Below are 23,145 nucleotides of genomic sequence, written 5' to 3' on the forward strand. Positions count from 1 at the left end.
ATTATTTAACTCAAAAATGTTGAATCCCCAAAAAGCGGTGTCTTATTTTTTTCACCCGCTATTTCTCTCACCAGTTTAGGAACCAAATACCCCGGTAGGCTCGCTAAAACTTCAGTGTAAATTTCATGAATACATTCAGGTGATAAATCAAAATGCTGCGCACCTTTTACTTTATCAAGTACATGTAAATAATAAGGCATTACGCCGGCATCGAATAAGCGATAGCTTAAGTCAATCAAAACCTGGGCGGAATCATTGACTCCTTTTAATAATACGGCCTGATTGAGTACGGTGATATGTTGCTGAACCAGTTGATTTAACTGGGTACAGGTTGAATCATCCAACTCCGATGCATGGTTTGAGTGTACCACTAGAATAATTCGTAGCCTACTGTTTTTCAACATGCTCAGTAGCTCTTCATCGATCCGATTTGGGATCACAATAGGAACTCGTGAATGTATTCTTAAGAATTTGAGATGTGGTACAGATTCTAGACGCTCAATCCATAATTTTAATTTTCGGTTTGACAGCGTTAAGGGATCACCCCCGCTCAAAATAACTTCATTAATTTCTGGCTGGCTTTCCAGATACTGCCTGATATTGATCCAATCTTCATGTTTAGGCAGGTTTTCCTGATAAGGAAAATGCCGGCGGAAACAGTAACGGCAATGTACGGCACAGGCGCCTGTCAAGGTCAGCAGGAATCGGGAGCTATATTTATGCAGTACGCCTGGCTGCTGATTCGCCTGTTCTTCGCCCAGCGGATCTGTTACAAAGCCGGGATGCTCTTCCAGTTCCAGATGATGAGGCAATACTTGCAGTAACAGCGGGTCTAGAGGATCTCCAACCTGCATCCGTTCTACAAAAGCACGAGGTACGCGTAATTTAAACTGCTTGGACGCCAGCAGAGCGCCGGATAAAAGTTGCTCAGGGGAGAGTTTTAAAATTTCGAGAAGTTCATGCGGGTCGGTAATCAGGTCACTGAGTTGTGACTGCCAATTATGTTCTTGGTATAAATACTGTGTCATGCCGGAAGATTAAAAGAACTGAAAATTAAATGAAGCCAGCAGTTTAGCAGTTTGTCGGTCAATGAGAATAAAAGCCGGCTGCAAAATTTTTAAAAATCCCTGTAATTTGCTATGGTAGGAGAAACTTAGTGCTTTTCTGCTTTGTGAGCCTCAGCAAGTACACCGCTTTGTGATAGCTGCTGTTAAGTTAAGCAGAGTCAGCCAGTTAAATCAGATTTTTTCGTTGCGGCAAAGTGTATTGCTCATTTAGAATACGCAGCATTAAATGAATGTGCATGTGGCAAACCATGTTCTTGTCAGACTTGCTAAATGACATTGCAACAGCCCATAGCATCAATAGATTAAAGTTAGTAAGTTTGGAGTGAGCCAATCATGGCCTATTATTCTACGAACGATTTCAAGTCTGGCCTTAAGGTTATGCTTGATGGTAACCCATGTGCAATCATGGAAAACGAATACGTTAAACCAGGTAAGGGCCAGGCGTTCAACCGCGTTAAACTACGTAATCTTCGCAGTGGTAAAGTTTTAGAAAAAACATTTAAATCTGGTGATTCACTAGAAGCTGCGGATATTGTAGAAGTAGAAATGGAATACTTGTACAACGACGGTGAAATGTGGAACTTCATGGATCCGGTATCATTTGAACAGATCGCTGCTGATAAAACAGCAATGGGTGATGCTGCCAAATGGTTAAAAGACGATTCAAATGAAAAATGTACCATTATGTTATGGAATGGCGTGCCGCTTACCGTCAGCCCTCCTAACTTTGTGGTATTAAAAATTGTTGAAACTGATCCAGGTGTACGTGGTGATACCTCTGGCGGTGGTGGTAAACCTGCGAAACTGGAAACAGGTGCTGTGGTACGTGTTCCATTGTTTGTTCAGCAGGAAGAAAACGTTCGTGTAGACACCCGTACTGGTGACTATTTAGAACGTGTATAATGGTTTAAAAATAGACTATTATCAAAGGGGTGATGAAAATCATCCCTTTTTTTATGCCAAAGTCTTAGAGGAAATTAGAAAAAATTTGCCTAAAGTCGCAAAGGAAAAAACAGCAGTACCTCGAATAACACAATTATGCTGATTTGTATGCATCACAAATATGAGGGATTAAATGGAAACTTTACAGCAGAAGTCGACGCTGACTTCAAAAATCATCTGGCTTTTAGTAGCCATCGTCGGGGCAGTCTCCTTTGGAGTTCTAGCACTGAGTCGTGGTGAGCATGTCAATGCAGTCTGGCTGGTTCTGGCCGCAGCTTGTGTGTATAGCATCGCTTACCGTTTTTATAGTTTATTTATTGCCAATAAGGTTTTTGAACTGAACGAGCGCCGTCTGACACCTGCGCATCGCTTGGTCGATGGTCTGGACTATGTGCCTACCAATAAGAGTGTCTTGTTTGGCCACCATTTTGCAGCAATTGCCGGGGCTGGACCACTGGTCGGACCAATCCTTGCCGCACAGATGGGCTATTTACCGGGAACTATCTGGCTGCTGGTCGGTGTAGTGTTGGCCGGTGCGGTACAGGATTTCCTAGTCCTGTTTATTTCTACACGTCGAGATGGCCGCTCACTGGGTGAAATGGCGAAACAGGAACTCGGTACTTTTGCCGGGATTGTGGTCATGCTGGGTGCGCTGGGCGTGATGATTATCATTCTGGCGGTACTTGCACTGGTGGTGGTCAAAGCACTGACCAACAGTCCATGGGGGGTCTTCAGTATTGCCGCCACCATTCCGATTGCGATTTTTATGGGGATTTATATGCGCTTTATCCGTCCGGGTAAAATTGCAGAAGTTTCCATTATTGGTTTCGTATTGATGATGCTGGGCATCATTTATGGTGAAAACATCGCACAGCATCCGTATTGGGGACCCTTCTTTACGCTGTCGGGGACTGAACTGACTTGGGCCTTGATCATTTATGGTTTTATCGCTTCGGTATTGCCAGTGTGGTTGTTACTTGCACCACGTGATTATTTATCTACTTTCCTGAAAATTGGAGTGATTGCGGGTCTGGCCGTAGGTATTATTTTTGCAATGCCAGAAATGAAATTACCAGCCGTAACTCAATTCATTGATGGAACAGGTCCGGTCTTTGCGGGATCTATCTTCCCATTTCTGTTCATTACAATTGCCTGTGGCGCCATTTCCGGCTTCCACGCCTTGGTTTCTTCGGGAACCACGCCTAAACTGGTCAACAATGAACGCGATATCCGGATGATCGGTTATGGCGGTATGTTAATGGAGTCCTTTGTGGCGATCATGGCACTGATCTGTGCGGCAGTGCTGGATCCGGGGGTATACTTTGCCATTAACTCGCCGGCGGCATTGCTGGGTACTACGGCAGAAAGTGCAGCAGAAGCGGTGCGTAATCTTGGCTTTGTTGTTACCCCTGAGGCCCTCACTGTACTGGCTCAGGAAGTCGGTGAGAGCTCGATCCTGTCGCGTACCGGAGGTGCACCAACCTTTGCCATTGGTATGGCGCATATCATTACTGAAATCTTCAATAGCCGTGAAATGATGGCCTTCTGGTATCACTTTGCCATCCTGTTTGAAGCACTTTTCATTCTGACTGCCGTCGATGCTGGTACGCGTGCCTGCCGTTTCATGGTTCAGGATACAGTCGGAATTGTGATTCCTGCGGTAAAAAAATCGCATAATTTTTTTGGTAACCTGCTTGGTACAGCTGTGGCTGTTGCCGGTTGGGGCTTCTTTGTCTATCAGGGCGTAGTCGATCCATTAGGCGGGATTAACAGCTTATGGCCGCTATTCGGTATTGGTAACCAGATTCTGGCTGCAATGGCACTCATTCTGGGTACTGTCATCCTGTTCAAAATGAAGAAAGAAAAATATGTATGGGTCACTATTGTTCCCACCATTTTCCTGTTTATTACTTCGATGACTGCGGGCTGGCAGAAGATTTTCCATGACAATCCAAAAATCGGCTTTCTGGCACAAGCAGAGCGCTTTAATACTGCTATTGCCAAGAACGAAATTCTGGCACCTGCCAAAACAATGGCTGAAATGCAGACTGTCGCAATGTCCAACCAGATCAATGCGGTACTGTGTGCCTTCTTCATGATTGTGGCTTTTGTCATGCTGTTTGCCGCAATTGGGGTTATCCGTCGTGCACTTGCAAGTCCTGTACCGACTGTCAACGAAGCAGAAGCGGTTTATCGCGATCCCGAAGACATTCAGCCTGTAAAAACACATTAAGAGGGGTATGACTGATGAACCTGAAGTTTGCCAAAGCGGGTAAAACAGTGATGTATAAAATCATCAAGATGACAGTGATGGCCCAGAAGGAGTTAATTCTGAACCCGAAAAACTGGTCACGGATTGCAACTTTGTGGCAGCGTTTGCAGCAGAGCTTCCGCCTGATGGTGGGCGTGCCAGATTACCAGACCTATCTGGCGCATATGCAGCAGCATCATCCTGATCTGGAGCCAATGGATCCTAAAACCTTTTACCGTCATTGTGTGGATTCTCGCTATCCATCCGCTGGCGGAGAGATGAAAAAATGTCCATGTTAATCGGTTGAAAAATAAGCGCCTTTCGGGGCGCTTTTTTATGCAGGTGATTTAAGGCTTAAATAAGATAAAAATGGTCATTAATTTTGACGTTTAAGCCCTTAGGTTTTTCTGTTGTCGGGTTATTGGGGTAAACATTGGAAAGATGGTTTTTCAGTAAAACATAGAGCATTTTAAATAATTTTTTTGATTGGTTTATCGAAGAAAATGGTTTACAAAAGTTTATGGCCTTATAGCGTGAGAGTTTAAAAACCTGTTATCTGACAGGTCAGTGATCTGGAAAGAGGAGCGGACATTTGGGGGAATATTAAAAAAGAGTGTATGTTACTCTTAAGCCATGTTTTATTGGGGAAAATACTGTGATCTGGGGCATGAAACAAAAAGAAAAATTAGATATTGCACACGTTAATGATGAGCTTGAGCAGAAGGTGGTCAGTTATGCACCCAAAATCCAGCAATTTTTTGAAGAAATTAATGCCATTATTTTAGATAAACAGGCAAAAACCCGATTGGCGCTATGCTGCCTGATTGCAGGGGGGCACGTACTATTTGAAGATTTACCTGGTCTGGGAAAAACCACTTTAGCAAGCAGTCTGGCGCATCTGACAGGGCTTCAATTTCAGCGTATCCAGTTTACTAATGACATGCTGGCCAGTGATGTGATTGGGATTAATATGTTTAATCAGAAAGAACATCAGTTTGAATTTAAGCAGGGGCCTATTTTTACTCAGATTTTACTGGCAGATGAAATTAACCGTTCCAGCCCTAAAACTCAAAGTGCCTTGCTTGAAGCCATGGAGGAAGGCTATGTCACTGTCGATGCTGTACGTTATGCCTTGCCGAAACCATTTTGGGTAATTGCCACCCAAAATCCACTTTTCCAGAGTGGCACCTATGCTTTGCCTGAATCGCAATTAGACCGCTTTTTAATGCGGTTGTCTTTGGGCTATCCATCCCGACATGCAGAGAAAATGCTACTACAGCAGGAATCACGTTTTGCCCTCATTGCCAGTCTGGCGCATGTCTTTACAGAATATGAAGTATTGGCATTACAACAGCTGACCCAGCAGATTTTTATCAGTGAGGCGGTACAGGAGTATATGCTGGATCTGGCAGAAGAAACCCGCAAAAAACAGCATGGACTGTCTACCCGCGGCTTATTGGCACTCAAGCGCGCAGCACAGGCCCATGCCTTGATCCAGCAGCGGACCTTTGTCACGCCTGATGATATACAGGCGGTATTTGTGGCGGTCGCCTCACATCGTCTGGGTTTAAGTGAAGCAGAAACTTTAAACCTAATGCAACAGGTTGCAGTGAGCTAAAGGAGTTTTCTTTTGGATAAAACCTGGCGAAACTGGCTCACCAAGCGCTTTCAGTTTAGACAGCAAAAACAGTTTTCACAGCGCGATATTCTGGTCTTTATTTATCGGCAGGGTTATCTGTACCTGATTTTGATCCTGATTACTTTTATTGCTGGTGTGAACTATGCCAATAACCTGATTTTGGGATTCTGCTTTTTAATCAGCGCCATATTGTGTATCAGCTTTTATTTAACTTTTAAACAGTTACATGGCTTACAGATTGAACTGGTTGCAGATGAAGTGGGGCAGGTAGGGCATGATATGAATCTGCATTTTTATTTTCAGCAACAGCCGCCACGACCGCGTTATCTGTATATTCAGGCGGGTGAGCAGCTACATAAGGTATATCTGGATGAGTCCAGGCAGCACTGGATTCTCCCTTTTTATGCCGAACAACGTGGGAAATTTGACTATCCTCCGATTCGGATTTATTCAGTTTATCCTTTTGGGCTGGTGCGGGCCTGGACCTATTTATATCATCAGAATTTTGCCTGGGTTGCGCCTCAGGCCAAAGCTTTCAGTGCAGAACATCGTGCTTATCAAAACCGTTTTGAACCGGATATGGATGAGTTTCGCGAACTGCGTAACTATCAGTCTGGAGATTCTTTGCAAGCCGTCTCCTGGAAGCAGTTTGCGCGTGGACAGGGCTTATACGTCAAGGTCTTTGAACAGTATCAGGATGAGCACAGTATTGAAATTCATTATGAGCATATGCCCAGTCAATCGCACGAGGAAAAGCTGGAATTTGTCATGGGGCTGATTGAGCAGTATGAGCAGCAGCAATGCGCCTATATGCTGCATTTACCGCAGGCAGCATTGCCCAAAGGCGCTGGCGAGGAACAACTACGCAAAGCTAAGCGGCTTTTGGCACAGGCATAAGGGTACACATGGAGATAATCAATACAAAACTACGAGTATCGGTCGTGTTAAGTTTGGGATTCATCCTGCTGGCCCAGATCGCCTTTTTACCCGTTTTATTGAGTCTGATTTTTGCCATTAGTTTGATCTGTATCTGGATTTCACTAAAAAGACAGAGGGCCTTTTCTAAAAAATGGACCTTTTCACTGACAGTCTTGGCATTAGCCAGCATTTATCTGGATTATCAGAGTTTTTTAGGTGTAGAGGCAGGCGTAGCGGTACTGACAACTTTTCTCTATGCCAAATCCCTGGAAACCCGAAACAGACGTGATCTGATTATTGTTTTTAATTTTGCACTATTTGTGGCTGCCAGTTCATTTTTATTTAGCCAGTCGTTTATGATGGCATTGGCCATTCTATTGTGTCTACTCAGCTGTCTAATTGGGTTGTACCGAATCCAGACCAGCGAGTTTGAGCAAGACCAAAGCTCCCAGCGCCAGGCTTTGCAGCAAGATGCCAAATATGTCGGTAAATTTATCGTCTATGCCATTCCATTTTTTCTGCTGCTTTTTATCTTTTTTCCGCGTCTGCCACCCCTCTGGCATATTCCTATTCCTGAAAATAAAGGCATAACCGGCATTAGTGACAGCATGTCGCCCGGTGATATTGCCGAACTGTCGCAGTCCAGTGCGTTGGCATTCCGGATTATCGGGGACATGAGCAAGTTACCGCCGCGTTCGGAATTATATTGGCGAGCCTTGGTACTGGATGATTATGACGGCCAGCGCTGGACCAGCCATCCTGTGAATCAGCAGCCTTTAATCCAGCAGTCGCGGAACCTTGCTGCAATGAATCATCGCTGGGATTATCAGTATCTGGCAGCTGATCCTTCAGTGTTCTGGATCATGGGGCTGGAAAAATCCATCCCCTTGGAACGCCGTTATTATAATCGTCAGGACTGGAGCATTGTTCCAAGACGCCTGACCCAGAGGGTGGAGCCGATTCATTTACAGTGGATAGACCAGCCAAATGCAGGCCAGGCGTTGGCGCCCCACTATATGCAGCGTATCAATACCCAAATACAGTCCGGTTTAGATCCTGAGGCCCAGCGACTGGCTCAGCGCTTATATCAGCAAAGTGGTGCCGAGCCACGCCGTTATATACACAATGTGCTGAACTGGTATCAGCAGAATAATTTTGTCTATACCCTGAAGCCCGGCGTCATGGGAAAGAACCGGATTGATGAGTTTTTATTTAAATCCCGGCAAGGTTTTTGCGAACACTATGCTTCCAGTTTTGTCATGCTGATGCGCTACGCAGGAATTCCGGCCAGAGTAGTGACAGGTTATCAGGGGGGGGCAAGCCGCGCCGGATGGACGCAGCTGGGAGGTACGGCAACTGGATGCACATGCTTGGGCCGAAGTCTGGATAGATGACACATGGCAGCGTTTCGATCCCACTGCAATGGTTGCGCCACAACGCATTGATGACGGAATGCAAAATCTGATGACTGAGGATGAGCGAGTTCGGGCCAATTCATCCGGCTGGCCTACCCGGCATCATCTCTGGCTTACTACAATGCGGGTCTGGAGTGATTATGCGAGTTATCAATGGCAAAGCAAGGTGGTGGGTTATAATACAGAATCTCAGCAAAGCTGGATGTCTAAACTCGGTCTAAATTCAGTTTATTCCAGTATTATGCTTATGGTTGCTGGTATCGTCATTCTTGCTTTACTGTATGCGCTCAGCATTTATTGGAAAATTCGGCAGGCGCAATCACCTTTAGAACGCAGCATACAGCAGTTAAACCAGTCTTTAAGCCAGCCTTTAAAGCAGCAGTCTGCTGAGACCTTTCGCCAGTGGATGTTGCGTTTGTCGAAACAGGCAGATGGCACGGATCCGGCTTTATTTTCTGATGCCATTCAAATTTTTGAGAAACAGGCCTATTCAGGTGTGCAATTAGACACCCAAGAATTAAGCAGATTCAAGGATTTGCTTAAAACTTGTGCATCTGTTTTAAGAGCTAAATAAAAATGCTTGTCTTTGTCAGAAAAAATTTATAAGATGCGTGGCATATAGGCGTATAGCTCAGTTGGTTAGAGCGCTACGTTGACATCGTAGAGGTCTCCAGTTCGAGTCTGGATATGCCTACCATATTTACTGAGTAATCAGTTGCTTAAAACCCACCTTATCAGGTGGGTTTTTTGTTTTGGGATATCTTTGGAGGGAATTAATAGTTGTCGAGTGTGGACAAACACCCCTCTTGAATCTGTTGATTCTTAAATGAAGACTCCTTCATTCAGGATAAAACCCTTAAGTTGAAAGACACAAAATTATCTTCATCATTAAATATGATATGTATTGGTGATTATTATCATTTATTCTTATTGAATGTTTTGTCCAGCTTTAAAATTCATATTTATTTCCCAGCGTTTTATAGAAAGCTAAAAACTAACCATCTAACAAACAAATAAAACTTATTTAAAACTTAGATTAGCATTTGAAGTGCAACACCATGTTGTTGCCATAATACCTGACTCGGACTTTTAAAGCCGAGTCTTTTTCTTGGACGATGATTCAAGCACTGAGTAATTCCTGCAATGTATGCATCCGTATAGTCATTCAAGTCACTGCCTTTTCTAATATATTGTCTGATCAATCCATTCGTATTTTCATTTGTTCCTCGCTGCCAGGCGCTATAGGGATCAGCGAAATACCAGTCGACATCTAATTCCTGAGCAGCATACTCATGCAGACTGAACTCCTTCCCATTGTCCGCGGTAATTGTTTTTAGATGTGCTTTGATCGGTTCCAATAATCTGATCGTAGCCTGGCAAACTTCCTCAACCTTGCGCGTGCTGCACTTTTTCAGCCAAAGATAACCTGTCTTCCTATCTACAATTGAAACCAGGGATTGTTGGTGGTTCTTGCCAACTATCGTATCTATTTCCAAATCACCAAAGCGGGAGCGCTGCTCAATCTCAGCAGGTCTATCATGGATACTTTTGCGGTTTGTCAGTTGGCCACGAGTCTCAATGGAGCCATATTTTCTCTTTCTTTGATTTCTGAAACGTAAGTTGTGGAAGAGCACACCACCTCTGCTTTTATCCTGCTGTATAAACCTGTATATGGAATGCAGGCTGACTGAAACATGAGAAGCAATCTGTTCGGGGCTCCACTGAAGTTCAAGGTAAGCCATAACTTGTGCCCAAACCTCTCGAGAGATTCTTTTAGGATTAGGACAATGCCGTCTGCGAGCTAATTTATTGGCATGTTGAGCGAAGTAACCATTCCTTGCCCGATTGCGTGCTATTTCTCTGGAAATAGTGGAAGGCGAGCGATTTAGCCTCCAGGCGATATAACGCTTAGAAAAACCTTCACGTAACAATGTAGAAATCTGATATCTTTCTTCTTGAGTAAGATGCGTATAGTTCATGATGCAACTTTGACTTTGGTCGGTCGGAAGCAAAATGCTAGCTCATCTTGCTTCCTTCCAATAATTTAATCTCTGTTGCACTTCATTTGAGAATCCAAGAAAAATATATTATTGATTTTGTTTGGTTTATTTTAGGTTTGCTATATGGTTTTTATAGAGTGAATTTACCAATAAGTAAAAAGTGTAAATATTCCAAATTTCCAACCTTAAAATATTCCTATAAATTTAAGATTTTATTGAGCATTTTAGCTTTAGCTATTTAAGTCAAATTATGAGAAAATAGGATGAGCAGCAGGGGTAAAGGCTTCCTGTTTTAGACTTAAAATGTCTAAGATAAGAAACACCAACTCTTATTCTATTGTTGGTTTACGCAATAGGACGATAAGCTGCTATTTCGTACGAAAAGCATATGAACTATACCAGGTTGTGCTGTGTCGTACAGATTTGGAAAAAATCCGATTCTAACGTCAGTGTAAGGGCTTCAGTTTTGCAACTGCTGTTAAGAGCAGCCAGACCATGCAACGCTATCTTTGATCTGATGGTACGGTTCGAGCATTTATCTCAATATGATGAAAGAAATAAGGTGATCCCATCAGATCTGTATCCTTATAGGCTGGCTTCATGAGCTAAAGCATCATTTCGTTTATTTATGGTAAAGTACTCATTTCTCTACTGAGATGTCTATTCAGCCAAGTAAAATAGTTTTAAACCTATGTAAGTTTCATGGAAACTTAACCATGTATATCTATAAATAAAGCGTAAATATGCGCAAAGAAGGGATTACATGAGGAAAAAGCTAGAAACGGAATGAAAAAAAGAGTCGTTAAGTACTATTTCGTTTCGAAATGTCATCATCACAGGATATTTCGTTGACTGGAATGCAATCAGGCCCGATACTCTCAGGGTTTATTTAAGCAAATCGGTTCGCAGGAACTGGGTCAAAAGCTCGGTTCTTAAAAACTCAATCTAACGCAAGGGGCTATATATGGCTGGTGGAAAGTCAACCATCATTTACACACTGACTGACGAGGCGCCATTGTTGGCGACTTATTCGCTGCTGCCGATCATTGAGACCTTTACGAAGCCGGCTGGTGTTAAAGTTGTTAAAACTGACATCTCTGTGGCTGCACGCGTGCTCGCTGAATTTTCAGACTACCTCAGTGAAGAACAAAAGGTAGCAGACAATCTTGCAGAGCTAGGTCGTCTTACCCAAGATCCAGATACGAATATTATCAAACTTCCGAACATCAGTGCTTCTGTGGCTCAGTTGATGTCTTGTATTAAAGAGCTTCAATCTAAGGGTTATGCAATTCCTGACTATCCGGAAAATCCTGCGACTGAAGAAGAAAAAGCAATCAAGGCGCGTTATAGTAAATGTCTGGGTTCTGCAGTAAACCCTGTATTACGTGAAGGTAACTCTGACCGTCGTGCACCCGCTGCAGTGAAAAACTATGCGAAAAAACACCCGCATTCAATGAATGAATGGAAACAGTGGTCACAAACTCACGTTTCTCACATGGATGAAGGTGATTTCTACCACGGTGAAAAGTCAATGACTCTGGACCGTGCGCGTAATGTGAAAATGGAATTGATCACCAAGTCAGGTGAAACCATTGTTCTGAAGCCAAAAGTTGCGCTGCAAGACGGTGAAATCATCGACTCCATGTTCATGAGCAAAAAAGCGCTTTGCGACTTCTATGAAAAAGAACTAGATGATTGTAAAGAAGCTGGCATTTTGTTCTCTTTACATGTTAAAGCAACCATGATGAAAGTTTCACACCCGATCGTATTCGGTCACTGTGTGAAAATTTACTACAAAGATGCTTTTGAAAAACACGGTAAATTGTTTGATGAGCTGGGTATCAACGTAAACAACGGTATGGCAGGTCTTTACGAGAAGATCGAAACTCTACCGACATCTTTACGTGAAGAAATCATCGAAGATTTACACGCTTGCCAAGAACACCGTCCAGCACTGGCAATGGTTGATTCTGCAAAAGGCATCACCAACTTCCACTCACCAAACGACGTGATTGTAGATGCTTCTATGCCTGCAATGATCCGTGGTGGCGGTAAAATGTGGGGTGCTGACGGCAAGCCTTATGACTGTAAAGCAGTTATGCCGGAATCGACTTTCGCGCGTATTTACCAGGAAATGATCAACTTCTGTAAGTGGAATGGTAACTTCGATCCACGTACGATGGGTACTGTACCTAACGTTGGTCTGATGGCGCAAAAAGCCGAAGAATACGGTTCACACGACAAGACTTTCGAAATTCCTGAAGCGGGTATTGCGAACATCACTGACCTGGAAACAGGTGAAGTGTTGATGTCTCAAAACGTGGAAGAAGGTGATATCTGGCGTATGTGCCAGGTGAAAGACGCACCGATCCGTGACTGGGTAAAACTGGCTGTAACACGTGCACGTAACTCTGGCATGCCTGCAATCTTCTGGCTTGACCCGTACCGCCCACATGAAAACGAACTGATCAAGAAAGTTCAGGAATACCTGAAAGATCACGACACTGAAGGCCTGGACATCCAGATTATGTCTCAGGTTCGTGCGATGCGTTATACACTTGAACGTGTTGCTCGCGGTCTGGACACTATTTCTGTAACCGGTAATATTCTGCGTGACTACCTGACTGACTTGTTCCCGATCATGGAGTTGGGTACTTCAGCGAAAATGTTGTCTATCGTGCCGTTAATGGCAGGTGGCGGCATGTACGAAACAGGTGCAGGTGGTTCTGCACCTAAACACGTACAGCAACTGGTAGAAGAAAACCACTTACGTTGGGATTCTTTGGGCGAGTTCTTGGCGCTGGCTGTTTCTCTTGAAGAAATGGGTATTAAAGAGAACAACCCGCGTGCGAAACTGCTTGCAAAAACGCTAGATGCTGCAACTGGTAAATTGCTGGACAATGACAAGTCTCCATCACGTCGTACTGGCGAGCTGGACAACCGTGGCAGCCACTTCTACCTGGCTAAATTCTGGTCTGAAGAACTTGCTGCGCAAGATGAAGATACAGAATTGAAAGCGAAATTTGCTCCGATTGCTCAAGCTTTAGCTGAAAACGAAGAGAAGATTGTCGCTGAGTTGAACGAAGTTCAAGGTAAGCCTGCAGACATCGGTGGTTACTATGCGGTAGATCCGGCGAAAGTAAATGCCGTGATGCGCCCAAGTGAGACATTGAACCAGATCATTGGATCGCTACAAGCTTAGGTACAAGCTGTGCTGATCTTCGGGTCAGTCAAGTCAGATAAGAACCGGTGCTTAGGCGCCGGTTTTTTGTTTTTTATTTCTAAATTTTAATAAGATGAGTATTCAAGCTGTTTAAGGAATAATTGAAAATTTTCTTTTTCAATACAACATGCTGTCAGCAAAAATCTGCCAAAAATTGATTTTAAAAATATTTTTACTTTGGCCATATTGATTTAAAAAACCTGCATTACACTGAACCTACCTGCTCTCATTTCATTGAGGATATTGTCATGAGTCATGCATTTATACAGCCAACTTTCACAGGCCCAGTTGATATTATAGGGGATATTCATGGAGAGATTGAGGCACTGAATCGTTTGCTGCACGTGTTGGGCTATGATAAGGATGGGAATCAAGCAGAACAACGCAGGCTGATCTTTGTCGGAGATTTATGTGACCGTGGTCCGGATAGCGTGGCGGTACTCAAACGGGTTAAATGCTTGGTAGAAGCGGGTCGGGCACAATGCGTCTTGGGAAACCATGAAATTAATCTACTCACTGATACGTTTAGAGAGGGGAATGGCTGGTTCTTTGGCTCAGCGCATCAGGATGATTTTAAAGCTTTTGATTCAGTTCCAGCATCCGAAGGACATCGAAAATGGATTCTGGACTTTCTAAACAGCCTGCCTCTGGTTTTAGACGCGCCGCATTTAAGAGTGGTACATGCCTGTTGGGATCAACGCTCGGTTGATCAGTTGCGATCATCTTCTTTTTACTCACTGCGTCAGGCTTATGAGTATTTCCTGGAGCAAACTGCGCTTGAGCTACAGGCTCTGGGAATAAGTGAACAGATTCAGGCAGAACAGCAGCAATATCAGGGGCAATTGAAGGACCCCGCTGCAACCATTCCGTTATTAAAATCTCTCGCAGAAAAAGAGTGGCGCGACCAGATGCAGAATCCGATCCGAACCTTGAGTTCAGGTGCGGAAAAAATTGCCCAGAAACCGGTTTATGCCGGCGGGCGCTGGCGCATGATCGACCGTCTGGCGTGGTGGGAGAACTATGCAGATAGAGTACCAGTCGTAATCGGGCATTACTGGCGTAACTTTAAAAGTGCTGAAGAAAAGTCTGGCCTGTTTAAAGATATTGATGCGGTGATGTGGTTCGGGCAGCAGAGCAATGTATTCTGTGTTGACTACTCAGTTGGTAAGCGTTATCACGACCGACAGCAGCAGGCTGAGTTCAGTCAACATCTGGGCGCTTTGAGATTGCCTGAACAACGTCTGATCTTTGAAAATGGCAGGCAGTATCAGACGCAGAAATAACATAAAAAAGCAGCCTGAAAGACTGCTTTTTTAGTGAAATCAAAAGATTACTCTACTTCAATGATTTCATAATCATGGGTAATTTCGACACCACCGTCAGACAGCATTTTGCTGGCAGAACAATATTTTTCCGCAGACAATTCTACTGCTTTGGCCACTTGCTTGTCTTTAATTCCTTTGCCACTAACCACAAAGTGTAAGTGAATTTTGGTAAAGACGGCAGGAATCGTATCAGCACGTTCAGCTTTCAGTTCGCAGCATACATCGCTAATATCCTGACGTGCTTTCTTTAAAATCGTCACAATATCAAAAGAAGCACATCCACCTAAACCGGTTAAAATGAGTTCCATTGGACGCGGGCCACGGTTTTCACCGCCATATTCTGCTGAGCCATCCATGATGATACTATGTCCACTTTGGGTTTTTGCCTCAAAAGCAACATTCTCTAGCCAATGAACACTTGTTTGCATTGCAACTACCTAAAAAAAGCTATAAATTTGTAAAGTAACTGTACACTAACATAAATTGGGTTGATACGGAATTTCATCCCACTGTGTGATACGTTCACATTAGGTCTTGTGCGATCTATAAATTATCCATATTCGGAACCGTAAGCATGACTTCAAACTTTTCACAATTAAGCACAGACGCACTTTCTCCGGGACAATTACCGGAATCTGTGAAGGCGTTATTAAAACGTGCATATATTAATCGTTATCCGAAACGTACCACGATCGTGGATGCAGGATCAGAATCTAAATCTTTGTATTTAATTCTGAAGGGGTCTGTATCTATCATTCTTCGAGAAGATGATGATCGTGAAATTGTCGTTGCATATTTAAATGCGGGTGACTTTTTTGGGGAAATGGGTTTATTTGAAGCAAATCCACAGCGTACCGCGGAAGTGTGTACTCGTGATGTCTGTGAAATTGCTGAAATTACCTATGACAACTTTCACGAAATTAGCAAGCAATATCCAGACCTGAGTTATGCCGTATTTGCCCAGCTGGTACGCCGTCTGAAAAATACCACACGTAAAGTGACTGATCTGGCATTTATTGATGTGTCTGGCCGTATTGCACGCTGTCTGATTGATCTGTCATCACAGCCTGAAGCAATGATTTTGCCGAATGGCCGTCAGATCCGTATTACCCGCCAGGAAATTGGCCGTATTGTCGGCTGCTCCCGTGAAATGGTCGGTCGTGTCCTGAAAAACCTGGAAGAGCAAGGCATGATTGAAACTGATGGTAAGGCCATTCTGATTTTTGATGCCTCTTTGGAAGAGCCGGAAATCGTGGACACGGACGAGCTTGAAGACGAATAATTCCAAAGACAAAAAAGCAAATCTCCGGATTTGCTTTTTTTATTCCTTTTAAATGCTGTTTTTCTTTAAAATATAACAATTAAGTACAGAATTTTTGGAAAAGGTGATTTAGTCCTTCTTATAATTCCTATAGGTTAGACCTTACTCATATTAATAAACATTTACTTATTCTTAGGATGCGACTATGCAATTTAGACCCTTGGCCGATACTGGAATTTTATTGCCTGAAATCTGTTTGGGTACTATGACCTTTGGTGAGCAAAATACTCAGGACGAGGCATTTCAACAATTAGACTATGCGCTGGATCAGGGATTGTATTTCTGGGATACCGCTGAAATGTACCCGGTGCCGCCAAAGCCAGAAACTCAAGGGGCAACCGAGCAAATCATTGGTAACTGGATTGCCTCACGTGGTCGCCGCGACAAACTGTTTTTAGCTTCGAAAGTTGCTGGGCCTTCACAAGGGGGTAGCCATATTCGTGATGGAAAAACCCGTTTTGTGGCAGATGAAATTGCAGCAGCTATTGACCAGTCACTGGCTCGTTTGCAAACCGATTATATTGACCTGTACCAGCTGCACTGGCCGCAACGGCCGACCAATTTCTTTGGCAAGCTCGGCTATGGCAATGCAGAAGCAGTTGATGATCGTGCAATCACCGATCTGGCTGAAACCCTGAGCGCTTTGCAAGCAGAGATTCAAAAAGGCCGGATCCGTTATATTGGCCTATCTAATGAAACCCCTTGGGGAACGATGAAGTTTTTACATCTGGCAGAAAAGCTCGGCTTAAGTAAATTTGTCAGCGTACAAAATCCTTATAACCTGCTGAACCGTACCTATGAAATTGGCATGTCAGAAATTGCCAAATACGAAGGTGTTGGTTTATTGGCATATTCTCCGCTTGCTTTTGGTTATTTGACCGGTAAATTCCGTAACGGTGCACGTCCAGCTCAGGCACGTGTTACTTTATTCTCACGCTTTAGCCGTTATAGTAATCCACAGAGTGAGTGGGCGACCGAGCAATATGCGCAGCTGGCAGAACAGCATGGCCTGACTTTGACTCAGCTGGCACTTGCATTTATCAAGCAGCAGTTCTTTGTGACCAGTACCATTATTGGTGCGACCAATCTGGATCAGCTAAAAGAAAACATTCAGGCTTTTGAAATTGAACTGTCCGAAGAGGTGTTGCAAGGCATTGATGCCATTCATCGTCAGCAGCCAAACCCTGCACCTTAAAACTCCTATTTTTAAATACCCTCATCATGAGGGTATTTTTTATCTGCTTCTAACTGCCATTGCATAGAAATTATTTTAATTCATACTCTTGAAATCAAATGTTGCTATACCGATATTAATACTAAGATCTATCTACTTTAATATTTTAAGTTTTTGAAAAATATACGAAAAACTATTTGAAATTCTCTGCTGAGCACCCATATACCAATCAAGTGAAAAAATTGTTGTGAGGAATAACAAGAATGCGTTTTGAGAAATTTACCAATCGCCTGCAGCAAACCCTCTCCGATGCACAGTCTCTGGCAATGAGCAAAGATCATGCTTCTATTGACGGGATTCATATCTTGGCCGCCTTGATGGAAGAAGCATCGAATGCCAGTCTGCTACAACAGGCGGGGGCGAACCTGCCTGAATTGAAAAGCAAAATACAGACAGCCTTGAATGATACAGCCAAGCTTGGCAACCCTTCTGCTGATATTAATATCAGTCAGGAAGCAGCCAGAATGCTGCATCTGGCCGACAGTTTTGCCCAAAAAGCCGGTGATGAGTTTCTCTCAACCGACTGGGTATTATTGGCACTGGCAGAAACAGGTACAACCAAAACTCTATTAAACAGTGCTGGGGTGAAGAAAGACACTTTACAGCAGCTTATTAATCAAATTCGAGGCGATGAAAAAGTCATGAGCAATAATCATGAAGATCAACGGGACTCATTAAATAAATATACGATTGATTTAACTGAACGTGCTTTGGCAGGCAAGCTGGATCCTGTCATTGGCCGTGATGATGAAATTCGTCGTACCATTCAGGTCTTGTCACGCCGTACCAAAAACAACCCGGTACTGATTGGGGAGCCAGGCGTGGGTAAGACTGCGATTGTTGAAGGTCTGGCGCAGCGTATTATTCACGGTGAAGTTCCAGAGGGTCTGAAAGGTAAGCGTGTATTATCTTTAGACTTGGGGTCTTTGCTGGCAGGTGCCAAATATCGAGGTGAATTTGAGGAGCGTCTAAAAGCGGTTCTGAAAGATCTTGCCAAACATGAAGGCGAAATCATCCTGTTTATTGATGAGCTGCACACCCTGGTAGGTGCTGGTAAGGGTGATGGTGCAATGGATGCCGGGAATATGCTGAAACCTGCGCTGGCACGTGGTGAGCTGCGCTGCGTGGGGGCAACTACTCTGGATGAGTACCGTCAGTACATTGAAAAAGACGCTGCCCTGGAGCGCCGTTTCCAGAAAGTGCTGGTCGATGAACCTAGTGTAGAAGATACCATTGCAATTCTGCGTGGTCTGAAAGACCGTTATGCCACACACCACGGAGTACAGATTTTAGACTCGGCGATTATTGCTGCGGCGAAAATGTCACATCGTTATATCACAGATCGTCAGTTACCGGATAAAGCCATTGATCTGATTGATGAAGCGGCATCACGGATTAAAATGGAGCTGGACTCTAAACCTGAAGCGCTCGATAAGCTTGAACGCCGTTTGATTCAGCTGAAAATGCAGCTTGAGGCTGTGAAAAAAGATGAGGATAGCGGCGCGAAAGCCGAGATTCAGCATCTGACCCAACAGATTGAAACGGTCGAGAAAGAATATAGCGAACTTGAAGAGGTCTGGCGTGCAGACAAGGCGCTGGTGGCCGGGAATAAAGACATTCAGGTTAAACTGGATCAGGCGCGTATTGCCCTTGATAAGGCTCAGCGTGAGGGTGATCTGGCAGAAGCAGCACGTTATCAATATGGTGTTATTCCAGAGTTGCAAAAACAGCTAGAGCGTATCGAAGCTGCTGAAGAGAGTGAAGCACCGAAACTGCTGCGTGACAAAGTGACTGATAATGAAATTGCCGAAGTGGTCAGTGCAGCGACCGGTATTCCGGTGGCAAAAATGCTGCAAGGTGAACGCGACAAGTTGCTGCATATGGAAGAATTCCTGCACAACCGTGTGGTCGGACAGGACGAAGCTGTGATTGCTGTGTCTAATGCAGTCCGCCGTTCACGTGCTGGCCTGTCTGATCCGAACCGTCCGAGTGGTTCATTCCTGTTCCTCGGACCAACGGGTGTCGGTAAAACTGAGCTGACCAAAGCGCTGGCCAACTTCCTGTTTGACAGTGACGATGCCATGATCCGGATTGATATGTCCGAATTTATGGAAAAACACTCGGTCAGCCGTTTGGTCGGTGCGCCTCCGGGCTATGTGGGCTATGAAGAAGGTGGAGTATTGACTGAAGCCGTACGCCGTAAACCATATAGCGTGGTGCTGTTCGATGAGGTCGAAAAAGCACATCCGGATGTATTTAACATTCTGCTACAGGTGCTGGATGATGGCCGTTTGACTGACTCTCAAGGCCGTGTAGTAGATTTTAAAAATACCGTGATTGTGATGACTTCAAACCTGGGTTCACAGGATGTTCGTGAGCTGGGTGAAGGAGCAACCCGTGATGAAGTTCGTAACGTAGTCATGAATGCAGTATCGGAGCATTTCCGTCCGGAATTTATTAACCGTATTGATGAGCTGGTGGTCTTCCACTCACTGGAAAAAGACCAGATTCGCGGTATTGCCGATATCCAGTTGAACCGCTTGCGTCAGCGTCTGGCAGAACGCGATATGCGTTTGTCGGTCGATGACAGTGCTTTCGATCAGCTGATCGAGGCTGGCTTCGATCCATTGTATGGTGCGCGTCCATTGAAACGTGCCATTCAGCAACGTATTGAAAATAGTCTGGCACAAAGTATTCTTGCGGGGGAATTTAACCCGGGTGATACCATTGTCGTTCGGGCTGAAGGCAATGAGTTGATCTTTGAGAAAATGAAATTGAGCTAAGTTCATTTCCCTTAACATAAAAAACCCCAGCCTAGGCTGGGGTTTTTTATGTTGTACGAAAATATCGAGTGCTTGATAAATTATACCGCAGGAAGTGCAAGAAGCTGATTTAGAACAATCAGTACAATATGCCTGTCATGATGTGAAACCGTAACATTCATACCCCGGCGGGCACACTAATGTCGTTTTTAACTTCAGCATGCCTCTTATGCAAAAAACAGTTCATTCACTCTGAAATTACATTTGTGGATGAGTAATTTTCCAGGCACGGTGAATTTTCTGGTTACGCTTGAAATCAGGACCAATAGTTTCATGGGTAATTTCTTCCACATCAAACAGACCTTCAATCATCTCATCCATTTCAAAGCCGCGATAGTTATTGGAGAAATACAGGGTTCCATCAGTGGTCAAACGGTTCATGGCACGCTTGATCAATGAAGTATGGTCACGCTGCACATCGAAAGTACCGTAGAATTTCTTTGAGTTGGAGAAAGTTGGCGGATCGATAAAGATCAGTTCATATTGCTCATGACCTTCTTTTAACCATTCAAAACAGTCAGAAGCAAAGAACTGATGCTGCTGGTCAGCATGATCTACGGTGAGGCCATTCAGTACGAAATTTTCCTTTGACCAGTTCAGGTAAGTATTAGATAAATCCACACTGGTGGTACTGGCTGCACCGCCCAAAGCCGCATGTAAGCTCGCCGTAGAGGTATAGCTGTACAGGTTCAGGAAATGCTTGCCTTTGGCTTCTTTGGCAATACGTAAACGTATTTGGCGGTGATCCAGGAACAGGCCAGTATCCAGATAATCCGTCAGGTTAACCAGAATTTTGGCCTGACCTTCCTGTACGATAAAGCGTTTCGATGCCGTACTTTGCTTGGTGTACTGGTTTTTACCTTCCTGACGGGCACGGGTCTTGATAAAGATTGCATCACGGTTCAGACCGGTGACAGCACGAATCGCCTGTAAAGCCAGATTGAAACGTTTTTTCGCTTTTTCAGGATCAATTTTTTTCGGTGGTGCATATTCCTGAACGTGTAAGCGCTCGCCATACAGGTCTACCGCCACATTAAAATCTGGCAGGTCGGCATCGTATAGGCGCAAACAGTGGACATTTTCTTTAACCGCCCATTTTTTCAGGGTTTGCATGTTTTTGGTCAGACGGTTGGCAAACTCCATAGCACCTTCGATCGGCTCAAACTGTTGTGGCTGCCAGCCTTCTAAAAATGGACGCGCTACTGTGGCTGGTTTGACTGTACCGAAACGGATATAAATGGGTAATTTACCATTCATCAAACGCAGGATTTGCGGCTCATTAAAGGCCAGTACGTCGGCCTGTTCGACTTGTGCTGCAATGACTGCGGCTTTCTGATTCGGGAAGTTTTTCTGTAACAGGTTGGATAAACCCAGATACAAGGCACGGTTCGAGGCCTTATCACCCAGACGCTCACCATAAGGAGGATTGGTTACGAAGAAGACTTTCTTGCCTTCTGCCTGGAAATCTGGCCAGTCTGACAGGGTGCGCTCTTCAATGAGAATCCGATCCAGTAAGCCTTCAAAGCCCGCAGCAATAATATTCTGGCGAGTGGCTTTAATGGCTTCCCAGTCCGCATCAAAGGCATAAAATTTTGGTAGCGGATTTTCTAGTGCAGTTTGATGGCGCTCGGCAGCTTCGGCCTTAATGGCCATCCACAGTTCATGGTCATGACCACTCCAGCCATTGAAGCCGAAACGGCGGACCAGACCAGGCGCACGGTCGGTGAGAATCATCAAGGATTCAATAATAAAAGTACCTGAACCACACATCGGATCGACGATAAGGTCTGGGTTGAGCGCTTTTAAGCCACCTTTTTGCAGAATCGCAGCCGCCAGGTTTTCCTTGATCGGGGCATCCGTCATGAAACGGCGGTAACCGCGTTTATGTAAAGAGTCGCCAGACAGATCCAGGCAATAAGTATGTTCTTTCTTGCCCGCCAGAATATACATGGTGATTTCCGGGGCTTTGGTATCAATACTTGGGCGCTTGCCGACCGCTTCCATAAAGGAATCGACCACACCATCTTTGGCACGCAAAGTAGCGAACTGGGTATTGACCTTGATGTCACGCTCTACATGCAGACGGATAGCAAAGGTACTTTGTGGGGCAAAAATCAGTGACCAGTCAAAACTGATGGCGCCCTCATACAGCTCTTCAGCAACATCACGGGCATCATGTGAAAATTCAATTTCATGGGTGTGGATTGGCATCAGGACACGTGAAGCCAGACGTGACCACATGCAAATACGATACGCATTTTCCAGATTGCCTTTAAAAGTAAGACGTCCTGGAAAACGTTCAATATTCTGAACACCTAAGCCTTGTAATTCTTCTTCTAAGAGGGTTTCGAGTCCATCGGCACAGGTAACCCAATAGGTGCTTAAACGTGAAGAGGTATTCATAAAATAGAGAGACCAAAATAAACAATAAAAAACTCTAGCAAGTTTAACGTATTTTCTGTCTTAAAGCTTTTTAAATTCTGAAAAAGCCGGGTGACTGTTGTTAGAAAAAAGCCGCTCTTCATGGCTTAACTGATGCATGGCGATACATGTTAGCCTGTTTTAACCTGATCAAGCGGTCAAGTAAAGCAGGTGCGGGCAGTTGTTATTGAGCTTGTTTTAATCAATCGGAAGAAGAGATAACAGCTATTGAATAATGTAAAAATAAAATCTTTTCAATTTCTGGTTTATAGCTGTTTAAGATGGGTGTCGGGTGAGGGGAATCATGGATCTGGCCTGAAATCGCCGCTAGCTACAGGATTAATTGGCTTGCACAGCATAGACAGCAGAGTCGGAATGACTGCATCTACTTTAGAGTTTACAAGCTATTCTGGATGGATCGCCAGTATCGAGTTAATGATTGAAACAATCGGCCCAGAAGAACTGAAAACTGAAAACTGAAAAATTAAATCAGGATAATAGCTCTCGTGTTCAGCTTTTTTTCTTATGATATGAGGGCATGGTACTGAAAAGAAATGAGGGCGGATG

14 protein-coding genes, 1 tRNA gene and 1 pseudogene are annotated in these 23,145 nt (G+C 44.2%); 12 read left to right on the forward strand and 4 right to left on the reverse strand.

Going from position 1 to position 23,145, the window contains the following annotated elements; translation table 11 throughout:
• Nucleotides 1-5 precede the first annotated feature (5 nt).
• Complete coding sequence (gene epmB / locus NI467_RS01585; RefSeq protein ID WP_253150580.1) at nucleotides 6-1,028, reverse strand: EF-P beta-lysylation protein EpmB; 1,023 nt, start codon at nucleotides 1,026-1,028, stop codon at nucleotides 6-8.
• A gap of 372 nt (nucleotides 1,029-1,400) precedes the next feature.
• Here epmB and efp point away from each other — a divergent pair, with 372 nt between their 5' ends.
• From efp to NI467_RS01620, 7 genes and pseudogenes are all read left to right on the forward strand, one after another.
• On the forward strand, nucleotides 1,401-1,970 hold the full coding sequence (gene efp, locus NI467_RS01590; protein ID WP_151204865.1) for an elongation factor P: 570 nt from the start codon (nucleotides 1,401-1,403) through the stop codon (nucleotides 1,968-1,970).
• 172 nt (nucleotides 1,971-2,142) lie between these two features.
• Nucleotides 2,143-4,242 (forward strand): carbon starvation CstA family protein, encoded by a 2,100-nt coding sequence (locus tag NI467_RS01595; RefSeq protein ID WP_253150583.1) that lies wholly within the window; start codon nucleotides 2,143-2,145, stop codon nucleotides 4,240-4,242.
• 11 nt (nucleotides 4,243-4,253) lie between these two features.
• Complete coding sequence (locus NI467_RS01600) at nucleotides 4,254-4,559, forward strand: YbdD/YjiX family protein (RefSeq protein ID WP_171480640.1); 306 nt, start codon at nucleotides 4,254-4,256, stop codon at nucleotides 4,557-4,559.
• A 356-nt stretch (nucleotides 4,560-4,915) separates the two neighbouring features.
• Nucleotides 4,916-5,878, forward strand: a complete 963-nt coding sequence (locus NI467_RS01605; RefSeq protein WP_374982190.1) for an AAA family ATPase — start codon at nucleotides 4,916-4,918, stop codon at nucleotides 5,876-5,878.
• Between the two features lie 12 nt (nucleotides 5,879-5,890).
• Complete coding sequence (locus NI467_RS01610; protein ID WP_253150587.1) at nucleotides 5,891-6,796, forward strand: DUF58 domain-containing protein; 906 nt, start codon at nucleotides 5,891-5,893, stop codon at nucleotides 6,794-6,796.
• 14 nt (nucleotides 6,797-6,810) lie between these two features.
• Nucleotides 6,811-8,806 (forward strand): annotated as a pseudogene (locus tag NI467_RS01615) (transglutaminaseTgpA domain-containing protein).
• A 46-nt stretch (nucleotides 8,807-8,852) separates the two neighbouring features.
• Nucleotides 8,853-8,929: transfer RNA gene (locus NI467_RS01620), tRNA-Val, on the forward strand.
• 334 nt (nucleotides 8,930-9,263) lie between these two features.
• Here NI467_RS01620 and NI467_RS01625 read toward each other — a convergent pair.
• Nucleotides 9,264-10,211 (reverse strand): IS30 family transposase, encoded by a 948-nt coding sequence (locus NI467_RS01625; protein ID WP_253150589.1) that lies wholly within the window; start codon nucleotides 10,209-10,211, stop codon nucleotides 9,264-9,266.
• A 985-nt stretch (nucleotides 10,212-11,196) separates the two neighbouring features.
• Here NI467_RS01625 and NI467_RS01630 point away from each other — a divergent pair.
• Both NI467_RS01630 and NI467_RS01635 read left to right on the forward strand, forming a co-directional pair.
• The gene (locus tag NI467_RS01630; RefSeq protein WP_253150591.1) at nucleotides 11,197-13,434 is read left to right on the forward strand and encodes an NADP-dependent isocitrate dehydrogenase; all 2,238 of its coding nucleotides are present in this window, start codon (nucleotides 11,197-11,199) and stop codon (nucleotides 13,432-13,434) included.
• 269 nt (nucleotides 13,435-13,703) lie between these two features.
• Nucleotides 13,704-14,738 (forward strand): metallophosphoesterase, encoded by a 1,035-nt coding sequence (locus NI467_RS01635; protein ID WP_253150592.1) that lies wholly within the window; start codon nucleotides 13,704-13,706, stop codon nucleotides 14,736-14,738.
• Nucleotides 14,739-14,785: 47 nt separating this feature from the next.
• Here the strand turns inward: NI467_RS01635 and NI467_RS01640 are convergent, their stop codons facing one another.
• Nucleotides 14,786-15,208, reverse strand: a complete 423-nt coding sequence (locus NI467_RS01640; protein WP_151206108.1) for an OsmC family protein — start codon at nucleotides 15,206-15,208, stop codon at nucleotides 14,786-14,788.
• 146 nt (nucleotides 15,209-15,354) lie between these two features.
• On the opposite strand from NI467_RS01640, the gene crp reads away from it, so the two are divergent.
• The 3 genes from crp to clpB all read left to right on the forward strand — a co-directional run bounded on the left by crp (nucleotide 15,355) and on the right by clpB (nucleotide 20,118).
• Nucleotides 15,355-16,062 carry a cAMP-activated global transcriptional regulator CRP gene (gene crp / locus NI467_RS01645; RefSeq protein WP_151204456.1) on the forward strand — a complete coding sequence of 236 codons (708 nt, stop codon included), beginning with the start codon at nucleotides 15,355-15,357 and terminating at the stop codon, nucleotides 16,060-16,062.
• Nucleotides 16,063-16,246: 184 nt separating this feature from the next.
• Nucleotides 16,247-17,296 carry an NADP(H)-dependent aldo-keto reductase gene (locus NI467_RS01650; RefSeq protein ID WP_151204457.1) on the forward strand — a complete coding sequence of 350 codons (1,050 nt, stop codon included), beginning with the start codon at nucleotides 16,247-16,249 and terminating at the stop codon, nucleotides 17,294-17,296.
• A 242-nt stretch (nucleotides 17,297-17,538) separates the two neighbouring features.
• Nucleotides 17,539-20,118: an ATP-dependent chaperone ClpB gene (gene clpB, locus NI467_RS01655; RefSeq protein WP_174659952.1), complete on the forward strand. Its 2,580-nt coding sequence runs from the start codon at nucleotides 17,539-17,541 to the stop codon at nucleotides 20,116-20,118.
• A 237-nt stretch (nucleotides 20,119-20,355) separates the two neighbouring features.
• Here clpB and rlmKL read toward each other — a convergent pair whose 3' ends face one another.
• On the reverse strand, nucleotides 20,356-22,560 hold the full coding sequence (gene rlmKL / locus NI467_RS01660) for a bifunctional 23S rRNA (guanine(2069)-N(7))-methyltransferase RlmK/23S rRNA (guanine(2445)-N(2))-methyltransferase RlmL (RefSeq protein ID WP_253150594.1): 2,205 nt from the start codon (nucleotides 22,558-22,560) through the stop codon (nucleotides 20,356-20,358).
• Nucleotides 22,561-23,145 lie beyond the last annotated feature (585 nt).

It is taken from the genome of Acinetobacter sp. S4397-1 (assembly GCF_024129285.1).
In the GTDB taxonomy this organism is placed as follows: Bacteria; Pseudomonadota; Gammaproteobacteria; order Pseudomonadales; family Moraxellaceae; genus Acinetobacter; species Acinetobacter lwoffii_C.